The 15,657-nt window shown below is 73.6% G+C and carries 11 protein-coding genes; 4 read left to right on the plus strand and 7 right to left on the minus strand.

Features of this window, described 5'->3' with window-relative positions; genetic code table 11:
• Window positions 1-12: 12 nt before the first annotated feature.
• Entirely contained in the window at window positions 13-2,862 is a 2,850-nt protein-coding gene (locus tag ACZ4MU_RS29540; protein WP_467882356.1) for an ATP-binding protein, read from the minus strand.
• 334 nt (window positions 2,863-3,196) lie between these two features.
• Here ACZ4MU_RS29540 and ACZ4MU_RS29545 point away from each other — a divergent pair, with 334 nt between their 5' ends.
• A complete protein-coding gene (locus ACZ4MU_RS29545; RefSeq protein ID WP_467882331.1) occupies window positions 3,197-4,258 on the plus strand; it encodes an isoafricanol synthase in 1,062 nt (353 codons plus the stop codon).
• Window positions 4,259-4,272: 14 nt separating this feature from the next.
• Here the strand turns inward: ACZ4MU_RS29545 and ACZ4MU_RS29550 are convergent, their stop codons facing one another.
• The 6 genes from ACZ4MU_RS29550 to ACZ4MU_RS29575 all read right to left on the minus strand — a co-directional run bounded on the left by ACZ4MU_RS29550 (window position 4,273) and on the right by ACZ4MU_RS29575 (window position 9,552).
• Window positions 4,273-4,887, minus strand: a complete 615-nt coding sequence (locus ACZ4MU_RS29550; RefSeq protein WP_467882333.1) for an ABATE domain-containing protein — start codon at window positions 4,885-4,887, stop codon at window positions 4,273-4,275.
• A gap of 150 nt (window positions 4,888-5,037) precedes the next feature.
• Window positions 5,038-5,277, minus strand: coding sequence for a DUF397 domain-containing protein (locus ACZ4MU_RS29555; RefSeq protein WP_101386816.1), 240 nt, complete (start codon window positions 5,275-5,277; stop codon window positions 5,038-5,040).
• Between the two features lie 251 nt (window positions 5,278-5,528).
• Window positions 5,529-6,695, minus strand: a complete 1,167-nt coding sequence (locus tag ACZ4MU_RS29560) for a thiolase domain-containing protein (RefSeq protein WP_467882334.1) — start codon at window positions 6,693-6,695, stop codon at window positions 5,529-5,531.
• Complete coding sequence (locus ACZ4MU_RS29565; RefSeq protein ID WP_467882336.1) at window positions 6,692-7,747, minus strand: thiolase domain-containing protein; 1,056 nt, start codon at window positions 7,745-7,747, stop codon at window positions 6,692-6,694. The genes ACZ4MU_RS29560 and ACZ4MU_RS29565 overlap by 4 nt, the downstream gene beginning before the upstream one ends.
• On the minus strand, window positions 7,747-8,715 hold the full coding sequence (locus ACZ4MU_RS29570) for a Zn-ribbon domain-containing OB-fold protein (RefSeq protein WP_467882338.1): 969 nt from the start codon (window positions 8,713-8,715) through the stop codon (window positions 7,747-7,749). The genes ACZ4MU_RS29565 and ACZ4MU_RS29570 overlap by 1 nt, the downstream gene beginning before the upstream one ends.
• A gap of 36 nt (window positions 8,716-8,751) precedes the next feature.
• Window positions 8,752-9,552 carry a crotonase/enoyl-CoA hydratase family protein gene (locus ACZ4MU_RS29575; RefSeq protein ID WP_467882340.1) on the minus strand — a complete coding sequence of 267 codons (801 nt, stop codon included), beginning with the start codon at window positions 9,550-9,552 and terminating at the stop codon, window positions 8,752-8,754.
• A gap of 165 nt (window positions 9,553-9,717) precedes the next feature.
• On the opposite strand from ACZ4MU_RS29575, the gene ACZ4MU_RS29580 reads away from it, so the two are divergent.
• From ACZ4MU_RS29580 to ACZ4MU_RS29590, 3 genes are all read left to right on the plus strand, one after another.
• Window positions 9,718-11,337, plus strand: a complete 1,620-nt coding sequence (locus ACZ4MU_RS29580) for an acyl-CoA synthetase (protein ID WP_467882342.1) — start codon at window positions 9,718-9,720, stop codon at window positions 11,335-11,337.
• 162 nt (window positions 11,338-11,499) lie between these two features.
• On the plus strand, window positions 11,500-12,798 hold the full coding sequence (paaK, locus tag ACZ4MU_RS29585; protein ID WP_467882344.1) for a phenylacetate--CoA ligase PaaK: 1,299 nt from the start codon (window positions 11,500-11,502) through the stop codon (window positions 12,796-12,798).
• Window positions 12,799-13,136: 338 nt separating this feature from the next.
• Entirely contained in the window at window positions 13,137-15,551 is a 2,415-nt protein-coding gene (locus tag ACZ4MU_RS29590; RefSeq protein ID WP_467882358.1) for a penicillin acylase family protein, read from the plus strand.
• Window positions 15,552-15,657: the final 106 nt, after the last annotated feature.

Genomic DNA, 15,657 nt, shown 5'->3' on the forward strand with positions numbered 1-15,657 from the left:
ACGTACGGCCGCTCAGTACGGTGGCGTCCCGGGGCCCGGGTGGCCCTCGGGGTACCGCAGGAGGTCCGGCAGTCCGGCCCGGTCGGTGCCGAGCTTGCGGAAGACGCCCGAGAGCAGCAGCTCCACGCCCCGCTCCCGCAGGCCCAGCTCCTCGGCGATGCGGGTGTTGTCCCAGCCCCGTGCCGCCCGGTCGGCCGCCGTCTTCTCCTGGGCGGTCAGCGAGTCCGTGCCCACCGCACGCAGCCGCAGGGGACGCAGCCCCGAGGCGGCCAGTTCGTCGCGGGCCCGGGCCGCCAGCGCGTCGGCGCCGCAGCTCGCGGCGGACTCCATGCCCCGGACCAGCAGCTCCGAGGCGTCCTGGGGCAGGCCCGCGCGGCTGAGCGCCGTGCCGTGGTCGATCAGCGCGCGGGCCAGCTCGTACGCGGACGGCGAGCGCTCCAGGTACTGCACGGCCTCCGCGAGGAGCTTGAGGCTCTTCGCACCGGTGGTGACCTTGGCGGCCGAGTGCAGGGCCCGGCCGATGGCTCCGGCCGTGCCGAACCGGCGGGCCAGCTCCACGGCCTCGTCGGCCACCTTCTGCGCCTCGGCCGGGTCCACGTGGGCCAGCGCCTCGGCGAGCAGCGGCCGCCAGGGGCACCACGCCGGGTTGCGCATGCCCCTGCGGTCCAGGCGCCGGCCCACCGCGCGCAGCCGCTGTTCGGCGTCGGTGCGCAGGCCCCGGGCGAGCAGCAGCTCGCTGTAGACGGTCTCGGAGTCGGGGTAGACCACGGCGTTGGGGACGACCTGGCCGTAGTTGTAGCGGTCGGAGAGCTCCTGCGCCTCGTCCACCCGTCCCCTGGCCAGCAGGATCTCCATCAGGATGCCGAGGGCGAACCACTGCGCGGGGATGCGCTGGCCGACCCGGTCGGCGATCCGCAGCCCGCCGTGGACCAGGTCCTCGGCCTCGGCGAGGCGGCCGCGGCAGAACCGGATGTAGCCGAGCAGGGTGAGCCCGAAGGAGAGGTGGGCGCCGCGCCAGCCCCGGTTCTCGCACTCCTCGATGCCCCGGCTGAACAGCTCGTCCGCGCGCCCCGGCTGGTCGCAGTACATGAAGGTCAGCGCGACCATCACGGGGACCTCGAAGCCCCACTCCTCGTCGGTCCAGGAGAGCCCGTCGCCCAGCGCCTCCTCGGCGTAGGCCAGGGCGGTGGCGGCGGGCTCGCCGCGGACCATGGCGTCCCAGGCGCGCAGCCCCAGGATGTAGCGCTCGGCCATGCCGCGGGTGGTGAGGTGGTCGGCGAGGCGGGCGAGCCTGCGCGAGCGGGCGGCGGAGTCCTCCTCGTCGGCGCGGAAGGCGTTCCACTTGAAGCCCTCGGCCTGCATCCGCAGCCGGGTGCGCGGGTTGGTGGAGATCCTGGCCTCGGCGGCGACGAGTTCGGCCGCCTCGCCCATCCGGTCGGTGTGGGCCAGCGCCTGGGCGAGGCGGCAGGTGATCGCCTCGCGCAGGGCGGGGTCGAGCTCCGGCTCCTCCAGGGCGGCCTGGAGGTGGTTGACGGTGGTGGCCGGTTCGTTCAGGAGCGCCGAGCAGCCGAGCTCGAACAACACCTGGGCCCGGTCCTCCAGGGAGGGCGGCTCGCGCAGGGCGCGGGCCAGACAGCGCCGGGCCGCCTCGGGGGCACCGGCCCGCATGCACTCGCGCGCCGCGGCCCTCAGCTGCTGCACCGCCCAGCGGTCGTCCTCCGGATGCATCTCCAGCAGGTGGCGGGCGGCCACCGTGGGCCCGAGGCCCGCCTCGGTGACGCGGACCGCGGCCTGGCCGTGCATCGCCACCCGCATCGCGGGCGGGATGGCGCGGTAGACGGCCGTACCGACCAGCGGGTGGAAGAAGTCCAGCCGGTCGGTGTCGCCCGAGCGCTCGGCCAGGATGCGGGCCTCGCGCAGCCGCTGGATCGCGTCCACCGACTCCTCGGCGCCCAGTCCGCCCACGCTGCTCGCCATCTGCGGGTCGACCGAGGTGCCCAGGATGGCGACGGCCCAGGCCAGTCTCACCGGCGAGGGGCCGAGCCGCTCCAGACGCTCGACCAGTCCGCTGCCGCGGGCGGTGGAGGCGAGTTCGCGCAGCTCGGCGGCGTTGGCGTAGTGCGGTTTGATGTTCCGCTCGTGGATCTTGGCGATGAGTTCGACGGCCTCGAAGGGGTTGCCTCCGGTGAGCGCCCAGCACTCGCGGGAGAAGAGGTCGTCGGCGCCGTTCTGCAGCACGTCGTGGACGAGCCTGCCCACGCCGTGCGGGGAGAGCGGGGACAGGGTCACCGGCCGGGAGCCGTGCCGCTCGGCGAGCCTGCGGAACTCCACGGCCTGCGAGGGCAGCTCCTCGGGCCGGTAGGCCGTCACGATCAGGATCGGCAGTTCGGCGGCGCGCAGGGCGAACGAGCTCAGCCAGCTGAGGGACTCGTCGTCCGCCCAGTGCGCGTCGTCGACGATGAGCACCACGGGCATGTGCTGGACGGCGAACCGGGTCACCAGCCAGTCGAGGCCGTCGCGCACGCCCTGCGGGTCGGGCGAGCCACCGCCCGGGACGGCGACCAGGCCGACCGCGGGCGCCACGATGTCGTACCAGGTCCCGAGTATCCGGCGGTGTTCGTTCTCGCCGGTCGCGGCCAGTACGGGCTGCACCAGCTGGCGCACCACGTGGAAGGCCACGCCCTGCTCCTGCTCGCCGCCGCGGGCCGTCAGCAGGGTGCAGCCGCGTGCGACGGCCTCCCTGCGGATCTCGGCGATCAGGCTCGTCTTGCCGAGTCCGGCGCCTCCCGCGATCGCGAGCAGCCCGCCGCTCGGCGCGGTCGTATCCCCCTCGGCTCCGGTGCCGCACAGGTCGTCCAACATGCTTTCGAGGAGCAGGAGTTCGTTCTCCCGCTCGAACAGCCGCCTGCGCGCACCACTGGTCCGCCGGCCTTTCGAGTCCGCCACAACCGTCCCCTTTTGGCAGTAGGGCCGAGCCTACGCGTTCGGACACGCACCGTGACACCGATGTGACTGTCTTGCAAACCCGGCTTGACTGACTGGCCTGGATCTGCTGGGGCGTTGGTCCGCACCCGGGGGCGCGAAGCACCGGCCCACACGCCGCTTGTGCGGTTCCGGCCACGGGCGCACTATGAGCTTTCCGGACAGCAGATCCGCCCAAGGCTGCTCACCCCTTCGGCGTTCAGGAGGCGGAGCGATGGCGTCCCCACCAGGCTCACAGCAGTCGTACGGCCGCACGGGACTGGTGGACATCCCGTTCCCCGCCCGCTGCCATCCGCGCCACGGGCTGGCGCGTCAGCACACGCTGGACTGGCTTCACCGGTTCGGGATGCTCTCGGGCCAGAAGGCCACGGACGAGTACGACGCGATGGGGCTCGAACGTCTGATGGCGTACTTCTACCCGGACGCCGACGACGCCGATCTCGCGCTGGCGACCGATCTCAACGCCTGGTTCTTCGTCTTCGACGACCAGTTCGACGGTCCGATCGGCCGGCAGCCCGACGCGGTGGCGCGGCAGATCGACATCATGCTGCGCACGATGAGCGAGCGGGGCCCCGCCCCGGGCGACCCCACCAGCCATCTCGCGGGCACGCTCGCGGAGTTGTGGAAGCGGCTGAGCGACGGCACCCCGCTCCTGTGGCAGAACCGCTTCCGGGAGCACTGGCGGGAGTATCTGACGGCGTATCACTGGGAGGCGGTCAACCGCACCCGTACCGGGCTGCCGTCGCTGCCGGGGTTCTTACGCGGGCGCCGGGACTCCATAGGCGTACAGCCCTGTCTGGACCTCGTCGAGCGGTGCGGCCGCTACACGCTCCCCGACGAGCTGCACCGGGGCAGCCCGCTGGCCGAGATGCGCTGGATCACCGCCGATGTGGTGATCTTCGTGAACGACATCGTCTCGGTGGACAAGGAGCTGGCCGCCGGGGACGTCAACAACAGCGTGATCATCCTGCACCGGGGGTCCGGGCTCTCGGTGGACCGGGCCGCCCGCGAGGTCGCCCGGCTGGCCAACTCCCGGGTGGAGCTCTTCCAGACGCTCGCGGCCGAGCTCGCCGAGACGCTCGCGGGCACGGGCGTCTCGGACCAGCTGCGCGCCCAGGCCGACGACTATGTGGCGGGGATGCGGGCGCTGATGAGCGGCAACCTGGCGTGGTCGCGCACGACGGCCCGGTACAACAGGACCGGCGTCGAGGCGGCGGGCCGGGGGCAGCGGCCCTGGGCGCACCTCTTCGAGGAGGCGGACGCGCTGGAGGCCTGACGTCCGCCGGGGGGTTACGGCTCGGCGTGGAGCCGTCGGCGCCGCTGGTGGCGGGCGACCCGGGCGCGGTTGCCGCAGGAGGGTTCGCACCACTCCTGGCGCGGGTGCTCCTTGAGGAAGTACCGCACGCACCGGGGCGCGTGGCAGGCACGCAGCCGCTCCCGGTCGGGGCCGGCCAGAAAGTCCATGGCGGCGCGGGCGAGCGCGGCGGCGAGCGCCGTAGCGGCGCCGGGCGTGCCGGTGCTCCGTTCGACGGTGTACGGCTCGGCGCCCTCGGGCCATTCCAGGCGGGGCGCGGTGGGGACGGCGGCGGCCGCCGCGTTCAGCAGGTCCAGGGCCGTCCGCGCGGACGGCAGCGGCTCGGCGTCGGCGTGGCTCGGCGGCTCCGGGCGCACCGCGCGGGCGAGCAGGGCGCGCACGGCGGCCCGTAGCGCACGCACGGCGGTGAGGGCGCCGTCGTCGGCGGTGAAGGTGCGGGCGAGCGCGTCGGGGCCGGTGTCGAGGGCACTCGCATGCTCCCGTACCCACGCCGTCAGCCCTTCCGGCCCGCTCAGGTCGTCGGCGATGCCGCCGCGTCCGTCGTGGCGGACGGTGAGGGCGAGGTCGAGAACGAGGGAGTGGTCGGGCATGCGGGTCATGGTAGCCACGGCGGCGGGCGGTGGACCGGGACGGCCTCGGGGCCCCTGGGCGGGCGCCGCTCCCGCCCGGCGCGCGGGCCGGACGGGAGCGCGGCGGACCGGGCCGCGCGGCTGCTGCTGCCCGTGCGGACGGCCCGTGCCTCAGGTGAGGTCGAACTCGCCGTCGCGCGCGTTCAGCACGAAGGCGCGCCACTCGGCCGGGCTGAAGATCAGCGAGGGGCTGCCGGGGCGGCCCCCGTTGCGCATCGCGATGAACCCCTCCACGAACGCGATCTGGACGTCTCCCGTCCCTTGACTGCTCGACCTCCAGTCGGCCTTGCTGAGATCGAGATCCGGCTTGTCCCAGCCCACAAGGGTCTGCTGGGTGGTGCTCTCGGCCACGTCCTGCTCCTCCCGGTTCCCTGTCGTCCGGGCCAGACTAGCGATCGCGTCCGGTCCCGGACAGGCCACGGAAGGAGTACCGCGCCCCACCCGCGTCGACGGGCCGGGACGCCCCGCCGACCGGCCTGCCGCGCCCATGGGGTGGCCTTCGGGTCGTGCCTGGTTCCGGGGGGGCCGGGCACCCGTACGGTTCCGGGGGGCCGGACACCCGTGCGGCAGGACCGAAGCCGACAGGATCCGCAGAGCACGCCCTACCGGCCGGGCGGTTCCGAGCCGACCAGCCACATCGCGAAGAACTGCGAGCCGCCGCCGTAGGCGTGCCCGAGCGCCCTGCGCGCCCCTTCCACCTGGTGCTCACCTGCCCGCCCCCGCACCTGGAGGGCCGCCTCGGCGAAGCGGATCATGCCGGAGGCGCCGATGGGGTTGGTGGAGAGTACTCCGCCCGAGGGGTTGACCGGCAGGTCCCCGTCGAGTTCGGTGACGCCCGACTCGGTGAGCTTCCAGCCCTCCCCCTCCGGCGCGAAGCCCAGGTTCTCCAGCCACATCGGCTCGTACCAGGAGAACGGCACGTACAGCTCTACGGCGTCGATCTCGCGGCGCGGATCGGCGATCCGGGCCTGGCGGTAGACGTCGGCGGCGCAGTCCTTGCCGGCGCGCGGCGAGACGAAGTCCTTGCCCGCGAAGAGCGTGGGCTCGCTGCGCATCGCCCCGCCGTGCACCCAGGCGGCCGGATGGGGCGAACGGGCCGCGCCCGCGCGGTCGGTGAGGACCATCGCGCACGCCCCGTCCGAGGAGGGGCAGGTCTCGGAGTAGCGGATGGGGTCCCAGAGCATCGGGGAGGCCTGCACCTTCTCCAGGGTGATGTCCCGCTCGTGCAGATGCGCGTACGGGTTCAGGAGCGCGTTGCGCCGGTCCTTGTACGCGACGAGCGAACCCACGGTGTCGGGGGCGCCGGAGCGCCGCATGTACGCGCGGACGTGCGGCGCGAAGAAGCCGCCCGCCCCGGCGAGCAGTGGCTGCTGGAAGGGGATGGGCAGGGACAGGCCCCACATCGCGTTGGACTCGGACTGCTTCTCGAAGGCGAGGGTCAGGACGGTGCCGTGGAGGCGGGCGGCCACCAGGTTCGCGGCGACCAGCGCGGTGGAGCCGCCGACCGAGCCGGCGGTGTGCACGCGCAGCAGGGGTTTGCCGACCGCGCCGAGCGCGTCGGCGAGGTACAGCTCCGGCATCATCACGCCCTCGAAGAAGTCGGGGGCCTTGCCGATGACGACGGCGTCGATGTCGGCGAACTCCAGCTGGGCGTCGTCGAGGGCGCGCCGGGCCGCCTCGCGGACCAGTCCGGCGATCGAGACGTCGTGGCGGGCGGCGACGTGCTTGGTCTGGCCGATCCCGACGACCGCCACGGGTTCCTTGCTCACGACGGCTCCCCCTCCAGTACGGCGACGAGGTTCTGCTGGAGGCACGGCCCCGAGGTGGCGTGGGCCAGCGCCCGGTCGGACTCGCGCCGGTGGATCCCGGCGGCGGCCTCCCCGATCCGGATCAGCCCGGCGGCCATCACGGGGTTCGCGGCGAGCGCGCCCCCGGAGGGGTTGACGCGTACCCCGGGGGCCAGCCTCAGCGCCTTGCGCAGGACGACCTCCTGCGAGCTGAAGGGGGCGTGCAGTTCGGCGGTGTCCACGGGCCGTTCGAAGGCTCCGGCGCGTTCGGCCGCGAGCCGGGTGGAGGGCGAGTCGGTCAGGTCGCGCACGCCGAGGGCGTGGGCCTCGACGCGGTGGTCCATGCCCCGGATCCAGGCGGGCCGCTCGCACAGCCGGCGCGCGAGGTCGCCCGCCGCGAGGATCACGGCGGCGGCCCCGTCCCCGACGGGCGGGCAGTCGCCGGTGCGCAGGGGCTGTGCGAGGTAGTCGCCCTGCGGCCGTGAACCGCGCACCTGGGCATGGGGGTTGGCGGCGGCGGAGTCCCGGCTGCGGGCGGCGATCACGGCGAGCGCGTGCTCGTCGGTGTCGCCCGCGTCGATGAGGGCCTGGGCCTGGAGCGCGGCCAGCGCGACGGAGTCGGGCCACAGGGGCGCCAGGTAGTACGGGTCGAGCTGGCGGGTCAGGACCTCGCGCAGCTCGCCGGGTGAGGACTTGCCGTAGGAGTAGACGAGCGCGGTGTCGGCCTCGCCGGTGAGGATCTTCACCCAGGCCTCGTAGAGCGCCCAGGCGCCGTCCATCTCCACGTGCGACTCGGCGATGGGCGGCCAGGCGCCCACGCCGTCCAGGGCCATGGTGAAGGAGAAGGCGCGGCCCGCGAGGTAGTCCGAGGAGCCGGAACAGGTGAAGCCGATGTCGCTGGTGCGCAGTCCGGTGCTCGCCAGCACCCGGTGCAGCACCGGCATCAGCATCTCGACCTCGGAGAGCTCGTCCGTGCGGCGCCGGTGGTCGCTCTGCGCGAAGGCGACGACGGCCACTTCCCGTGCGGGGCCCATCAGATCAGCTCCTTGTACGAGTCGTAGTCGGCGTCGGGCTCGCCCGTGGGCCGGTAGTGGTCGGGGTGGCGGCCGCCCTCGCTCCACACCGGTTCGACCCGCAGCCCCATCCGCACCTGGTCGTAGGGGATGCCGCCGATCCGGCCGTGCAGGGCGAGGTCGGCGCCGTCGAGGGCGATGTGCGCGTACACGTAAGGCACCTCGATGGCGTCGGTCATCGCGTTCTTGGCCTTGATGTTGACGATGCAGTACGTGGTGACGGTGCCGGCCGGGCCCACCTCCACGCGCTCCTCGGTGGCGACCCCGCAGGTGGGGCAGGCTCCGCGCGGCGGCACGTACACCTTGCGGCACGAGGGGCAGCGCTCGCCGACGGTCCTGCGCTCGGCCAGCGCCTCGATGTATCCGGCCTGGGCCCGGCCCGGGCTGTAGGTGTAGTCCAGCCGGGCCGGGGCGACGATCCCGGTGACCGGGTCCGCGAACTCACCGCTGTGCGGGCGCGGCTGCCCCGCGTTCTCGCTCTCGTACGGATCGCTCTCGTACGGCTCGAAGCACGCGATGTCCGTGATGGCGCCCGCGCGTTCCCCGGCCCACCGCACCCGCACCCGCATCCCGGTCCGCACGGCCTCGGGTCCCGGGGCGTCCAGGGCGTGCAGGAGCGCGGTGTCGGCGCCGTCGAGCCGGACCAGGACCCAGGCGAAGGGGTGCGCCAGCGGCTGCCCCCGGCGCGGGGCCGGGTTCCAGGCCCAGGTGGTGACGGTGCCGGTGGGGGCGACCTCGACGAGGTCGCGCAGCTCCTCGGCGGTGACCGGGTCGTATTCGACGGGCGGCACGAGCGTCCTGCCGTCGGAGGTCGTCACCCCGAGGACGGTCCGCTCGCGCAGCCCGGTGAGGAAGGCGCTCTGGACGGGGCCCAGCGAGCGGGTGAACGGGAACTCGACCACCAGGGGAGCGCTGAGGACTTCGGGCATCGGGGTCTCCTTCTCGGGCGCGGCGCAGGTGCGCGCTCAGGCGCGCCGGTAGACGGGCGGGCGCTTCTCGGCGAAGGCGCGGGCGCCCTCCTTGGCGTCGGCGGTGTCGAAGACGGGCCGGCCGCGCTCGAGTTCGGCGGCGAGCCCGTCGGTCTCGGTCATCTCGGCGCTCTCGTACACCGAGGCCTTGACCGCTTCGACGGCGAGCGGCCCGCAGGCGTTGATCTGTTCGGCGATCTCCAGGGCCTTGGTGAGGGCGGTGCCGTCCGGGACGACGTGGCCGATCAGCCCGATGGCGGCGGCCTCGCGCGCCGTGTAGGGCCGGCCGGTGAGCAGCATCTCCAGGGCGTGGGTGCGCGGGATCTGGCGTTGGAGCCGGACGGTCGAGCCGCCGATGGGGAAGAGGCCGCGCCGGACCTCGAAGAGTCCGAAGGTGGCGCTCTCGCCCGCCACGCGGATGTCGGTGCCCTGGAGGATCTCGGTGCCGCCCGCCACACAGGGGCCCTCGACGGCGGCGATCACGGGTTTGCGGGGACGGTGGTGGCGCAGCATCGCCTTCCAGTGCAGATCCGGGTCGGCCTTGAGGCGGTCGCGGTGCGCCTCGCCCTCCATGCCCTGCCCCGCCAGGGCCTTGAGGTCCATGCCCGCGCAGAAGGCGCCGCCGGCGCCGGTGAGGACGACCGAGCGGACCGCGTCGTCGTCGTCGGCCTCCAGCCAGCCGTCATGGAGGCCGACCAGCATCGAAAGCGAGAGCGCGTTCCTGGCCTCGGGCCGGCTGAGCGTGAGTACGAGTGTGGCGCCCTCGCGCCGCACGGTGAGGTGTTCGGTGCCACCCATGGACCTGCCTCCCGTCGTCGGACTGGAACAGGTTGCAGGAGCGAGGGGCGCAGTTCAAGAGTTTTCTGACAGGCAGTCAGTTTCTTTCGTGGGAGCCCCTTCCCACTTGTGGCGGCCTCTGCTCTGATGACGGCCACGCGGATGACGCCGGGGTCAGGAGGAGCGGTGGAGTACAACCTTGCCGACCTGTTCGAGTCGGTCGTCGACGTGGTCCCCGACCGCGAGGCCCTGGTCCACCTCGACCACCCCGGAACGGGCGCGGAGCGGCGGCTGACCTACCGGCAGCTGGACGCCGCCGCCAACCGGATCGCCCACCACCTGATCGACAGCGGCATCGGGCCGGGCGAACACCTGGGCCTGCATCTGTACAACGGCGTCGAGTACCTCCAGACCGTGCTCGGCTGCCTGAAGGCGCGGATCGTCCCGGTCAACGTCAACTACCGGTACGTGGAGGAGGAGTTGGTCTACCTCTACCGGGACGCCGATCTGGCCGCTCTGGTCTTCGACGCGGAGTTCACCGGGCGCGTGGCGGGCGCGCTGCCGCACACCGGCAGGCTGCGCCATCTCCTGCGGGTGGGAGAGACGCCCGAGGGCGCGCCCGCGCTGGACGCGGTGCCGTTCGCCGAGGCGGAGGCGGCCGGGTCGGCAGAGCGGGGGTTCGCACCCCGCTCCCCCGACGACCTCTTCATCATCTACACCGGCGGCACCACCGGCATGCCCAAGGGCGTGATGTGGCGCCAGGAGGACCTGTTCTTCTCCGGTCTGGGCGGCGGCGCGCCGACGGGCGAGCCGGTCACCCGCCCCGAGGAGCTGGCCGAACGGGTCGCGGCGGGCGGCGAGGGCATCACCTTCTTCCCCACTCCCCCGTTGATGCACGGCACCTCCACCCTCACCGCGTTCATCGGCTTCCACTTCGGCCAGCGGGTGGTGATCCACCGTAAGTTCGTGCCCGAGGAGGTCCTGCGGACGATCGAGAAGGAGCGGGTCACCAGCGTGTCGCTGGTGGGGGACGCGATGCTGCGCCCGCTCATCGACGCCCTGAGCGGCCCTTTGAAAGGCATCGACTGCTCGTCCCTGTTCAGCGTCTCGTCCTCGGGCGCGATCATGTCGGAGACGGTCCGCACCCAGTTCAGCGCGCTGGTGCCGAACGCGATGCTGCTCAACAACTTCGGCTCCTCGGAGTCCGGCTTCAACGGCACCGCCACCGACGACTCCGGCCCCGACAAGGGCTTCCGGCTGCGCGTCAACTCCCGTACGGCGGTGGTCGACCCGGCCACGCACGAGCCGGTGAAGCCCGGCGAGCCCGGCCGGATCGCCCAGCGCGGCCATGCGCCGCTCGGCTACTACAACGACCCGGCGAAGACCGCGGAGACGTTCTTCCAGCGCGGCGGCGAGCGCTGGGTGCTGCTCGGCGACATGGCCACGGTCGACGAGGACGGCATCGTCACGGTCCTCGGGCGCGGCTCGCAGTGCATCAACACCGGCGGCGAGAAGGTGTATCCGGAGGAGGTCGAGCAGGCGCTCAAGTCCCATCCGGACGTCTACGACGCGCTGGTCGCCGGGGTGCCGGACGCCACCTGGGGCAACCAGGTCGCGGCGGTGGTGCAGGTGCGCGAGGGCGCCGAGGCCCCGACGCTCGACGCCATCCAGAGCCACTGCCGCACCCGGCTCGCCGGGTACAAGGTGCCGCGCCACCTGGTCATCGCGCCGAGCATCCAGCGCTCGCCCAGCGGCAAGGCGGACTACCGGTGGGCACGGGCGGTGGCCGTGGAGTCGGCGGGCTGAGCGGCCGAGCCGCGTCCGGTGCCCCGGGGAGGCGCGGGGACGTTGTCCACAGGTCTTGACGGTGCGGGCGCGTGGCTGGATTACTGAACCCGAGCAGAACTACCGAATGATCGGTCGTCCGATTTCTGGCGGAGTGACGACCGGCGAGGACGGGAGCGGCCCATGGAACCCCTGCTGGACGCTGCGGAGCGGCTGAGCCGGGCGGAGCTGGAGGCGCTCCAGCTCGACCGGCTGAGAGCCTCGCTGCGCCATGCGTACGAGAACGTGGGCTTCTACCGGGAGGCGTTCGACAAGGCGGGGATACGGCCCGAGGACTGCCGTTCCCTCGCCGACCTCGCCCGCTTCCCCTTCACCACCAAGGCGGATCTGCGCGACCACTACCCGTTCGGGATGTTCGCCGTCCCCGAGTCCGAGATCCGCCGTGTCCACGCCTCCAGCGGCACCACCGGCCGCCCGACCGTGGTGGGCTACACCCAGCACGATCTGGACACCTGGGCGGACGTGGTGGCCCGCTCGATCCGCGCGGCGGGCGGCCGCCCGGGTCACAAGGTGCATGTGGCGTACGGATACGGGCTGTTCACGGGCGGCCTGGGCGCGCACTACGGGGCGGAGCGGCTCGGCTGTACGGTGATCCCCGCCTCCGGCGGTATGACCGCCCGCCAGGTCCAGCTCATCCAGGACTTCCGCCCCGAGATCATCATGGTGACCCCGTCCTACATGCTGACGCTCCTCGACGAGTTCGAGCGGCAGGGCGTCGATCCCCGCACGACCTCGCTCAAGGTCGGGATATTCGGCGCCGAGCCGTGGACGGAGGAGATGCGCCGCGAGATCGAGGAGCGTTTCGCCCTGGACGCGGTCGACATCTACGGGCTGTCGGAGGTCATGGGGCCCGGCGTCGCGCAGGAGTGCGTGGAGACCAAGGACGGGCTCCACATCTGGGAGGACCACTTCTATCCGGAGGTCGTCGACCCGCTCACCGGCGAGGTGCTGCCCGAGGGCGAGCGCGGGGAACTGGTCTTCACCTCGCTCACCAAGGAGGCCATGCCGGTGATCCGCTACCGGACGCGGGACCTCACCCGGCTGCTGCCGGGCTCGGCCCGGGTGTTCCGGCGGATGGAGAAGGTGACCGGCCGCAGCGACGACCTGGTGATCCTGCGCGGGGTCAACCTCTTCCCCACCCAGATCGAGGAGATCGTGCTGCGCACGCCGGGCATCGCCCCGCACTTCCAGCTGCGGCTCACCAAGGAGGGCCGACTGGACGCGCTGACGGTACGGGTGGAGGCGCGGGCCGGCACCGCGCCCGGGCAGCGCGAGGCGGCCGGGCGGTCGATCGTGGCGGCGGTGAAGGAGGGCATCGGGGTCTCGGTGGGGGTGGAGGTCGTCGACCCCGACACCATCGAGCGGTCGGTGGGCAAGTTCCAACGGATCGTGGACCTGCGCGACGCCCCTGCGGCGGGGTGAGACGGCAGGGGTGGCTTGCGGGGTGAGCGGCAGGTGCGGCCCGCGGGGTGAGGTGCGGCTTGCGGGGAGGGGAGGGATTCGCGGGAGCGCGTACCGGCCGGCCTGTTGACAGGGGTGCCCGGGGCTGACTGAGTGGCTGGCGGCACTTTGTGTGTCACGGGCAACCACCCGTGGCATCCCCCGAGTTGGGAGGAACGTTGGCTCTCCGCACCCGCATCGCCGACCGCACCAACACCGCCCGGACCGCCGCCCGCACCGGCGGCGGCGACACCGGCCGAGGCACCACCCGTACGCACGCCCCCGCCCGTCCAGGCGCCCGCACCCGGGTCCGCACCCGGATCGCGCGCCTCGCGCTGGCCGGTGTCGCCCTGCTCACCGCCTCGGCCTCGTTGTCCCCGACGGCCTCGGCCGCGCCCGGCGGCCGCGAGCACCACCCCTCCGGGGGCGGCCTGTCGGCCGTCATCCGCTACACCGAGTACGGCATCCCGCACATCCTCGCCAAGGACTACGCCGGCCTCGGCTTCGGCACCGGCTACGCCCAGGCGGCCGACCAGGTGTGCACCCTCGCCGACGGGTTCGTCACCCTGCGCGGGGAGCGGTCGAAGTGGTTCGGCCCGGACGCGGCCCCCGACGGCTCGCTGTCGGCCGCCACCAAGAACCTCTCCAGCGACCTGTACTTCACCTCCGTACGCGACTCCCGCACGGTCGAGAAGCTGCTGGCCACGCCCGCGCCCGCCGGGCCGAGCCGGCAGTCGGGGGAGCTGATGCGCGGCTGGGCGGCGGGCTACAACGCCTGGCTGAAGCAGCACCGCGTCACCGACCCGGCGTGCCGGGGCGCGGCCTGGGTACGCCCGGTGAGCGTTGTCGACGTGGCCGCGCGCGGCTTCGCGATATCCGTGCTCGGCGGCCAGGGGCGCGTGACCGACGCCATCACCGCCGCCCAGCCGCCGGCCGCCGCGCCCACGCCCGCCATGCCCACCCCCGCGGCGCCCGATCCCGCCGACGCGGCGAAGGCGGCCCAGCGGCTGTTCGCGGCCGACCAGGCCGACATGGGCTCCAACGCCGTCGCCTTCAGCGGGGCCGCCACCGCCAACGGGCGCGGTCTGCTCCTGGGCAACCCGCACTACCCGTGGCACGGGGGCCGCCGCTTCTGGCAGATGCAGCAGACCCTCCCCGGTGAGCTGAACGTCTCCGGCGCGGCCCTGCTCGGCACGGCGACCATGAGCATCGGCTTCAACGACCGGGTGGCCTGGAGTCACACCGTCGCCACCGGCGTCACCCTCAACCTCCACCAGCTGACCCTAGACCCGGCGGACCCCACCGCGTACCTCGTGGACGGCCGCTCCGAGCGCATGACCCGCAGGACCGTGACGGTCGCGGTCAAGGGCGGCGCCCCGGTGACGCGCACCCAGTGGTGGACGCGGTACGGACCGGTGGTGACCGGGCTGAGCCCGACGGTGCCGCTGCCCTGGACCGCGGCCTCGGCGTTCGCCCTGAACGACCCCAACTCCCTCAATCTGCGCGCCTCCGACACCGCACTGGGCTTCTCCCGGGCGCGGAGCGCGGACGACGTCCTGGCGTCGCTGCGCCGCACCCAGGGCCTGCCCTGGGTGAACACGGTCGCCGCCGACGCGCACGGGCACTCCCTCTTCACCCAGTCGCAGGTCCTCCCCCGGATCACCGACGACCTGGCCGCGCGCTGCTCCACCCCGCTGGGCCGGGCCCTCTATCCGGCCTCGGGCGTCGCCGTCCTCGACGGCTCGCGCGGCGACTGCGCCCTCGGCTCGGACCCGGACGCGGTTCAGCCCGGGGTCTTCGGGCCCGCCCGGATGCCGGTGCTGCAGGACACCGCGTACGTGGAGAACTCGAACGACAGCGCCTGGCTGACCAACGCCGATCGTCCGCTGACCGGCTACGAGCGGATCTTCGGCACCGTCGCCACCGCACGCTCGCTGCGCACCCGCGGGGCCGTCGAGGACGTCTCGGCCATGGCCGCCAAGGGCCGCCTCACGGTCGCCGACCTCCAGCGCCAGGAGTTCGCCGACCGGGCGCCCGCCGGGCACCTGGCGGCGGCCGGCACCGCCGGGGCGTGCGCCGCGCTGCCCGGCGGGACCGCGACGGACAGCGCCGGCAGGAGCGTCGACGTGTCCGGGGCGTGCCCGGTGCTGGCCCGCTGGGACCGTACGGTCGACGCCCGCAGCCGGGGCGCCCTGCTCTTCGACCGCTACTGGCGCAGGCTGACGGCGACGGTGCCGGCGGCCGAGCTGTGGAAGGTGCCGTTCTCCGCAGCCGACCCGGTGCACACGCCGAACACCCTCAACACCGCCTCGCCCGGCGTCGCCCGGGCACTCGCCGACGCGGTCGGTGAGCTGCGTGCGGCGGGCATCCCGCTCGACTCGGCGCTCGGCGACCACCAGTACGTGGTCCGCGACGGCGAGCGCCTTCCCGTCTCGGGCGGGACGGAGGCGCTGGGCATCTGGAACAAGGTCGAGGGGGTGTGGGACCCGGCGCGCGGCTATACCGAGGTGTCGACCGGATCGAGCCACATCCAGGCGGTCGGCTGGGACGGCGGCCGCTGCCCCGTCGCCCGCACCCTGCTGACGTACTCCCAGTCGGAGAACGTCCGCTCGCCCCACTACAGCGACCAGACGAGGCTCTACTCGCGCCAGCGCTGGGTCACCTCGCGCCACTGCGAGCGCGACATCCTCTCCTCGCCCGCCCTGCGGGTCGTCCGGGTGCGCGAGCACCGGTGACGGCCGCGGGGGCCCCCCCGGCCCGGGGGGGCGCGCCCCCCGGGGGGGGCGGGGCGGGGGGGGGGGGGGGGGGGGGGGGGCCGCCGGAGATACCCGGGGCGCGGCC

This window comes from Streptomyces sp. NPDC026377, assembly GCF_055567715.1.

Bases quoted from the DNA above. Each gene is read 5' to 3' on its own strand.
- ACZ4MU_RS29540 (WP_467882356.1), bottom strand. From the start codon at position 2,862: ATGTTGGACGACCTGTGCGGCACCGGAGCCGAGGGGGATACGACCGCG.
- ACZ4MU_RS29545 (WP_467882331.1), top strand. From the start codon at position 3,197: ATGGCGTCCCCACCAGGCTCACAGCAGTCGTACGGCCGCACGGGACTG.
- ACZ4MU_RS29550 (WP_467882333.1), bottom strand. From the start codon at position 4,887: ATGCCCGACCACTCCCTCGTTCTCGACCTCGCCCTCACCGTCCGCCAC.
- ACZ4MU_RS29565 (WP_467882336.1), bottom strand. From the start codon at position 7,747: ATGGGCCCCGCACGGGAAGTGGCCGTCGTCGCCTTCGCGCAGAGCGAC.
- ACZ4MU_RS29570 (WP_467882338.1), bottom strand. From the start codon at position 8,715: ATGCCCGAAGTCCTCAGCGCTCCCCTGGTGGTCGAGTTCCCGTTCACC.
- ACZ4MU_RS29575 (WP_467882340.1), bottom strand. From the start codon at position 9,552: ATGGGTGGCACCGAACACCTCACCGTGCGGCGCGAGGGCGCCACACTC.
- paaK (WP_467882344.1), top strand. From the start codon at position 11,500: ATGGAACCCCTGCTGGACGCTGCGGAGCGGCTGAGCCGGGCGGAGCTG.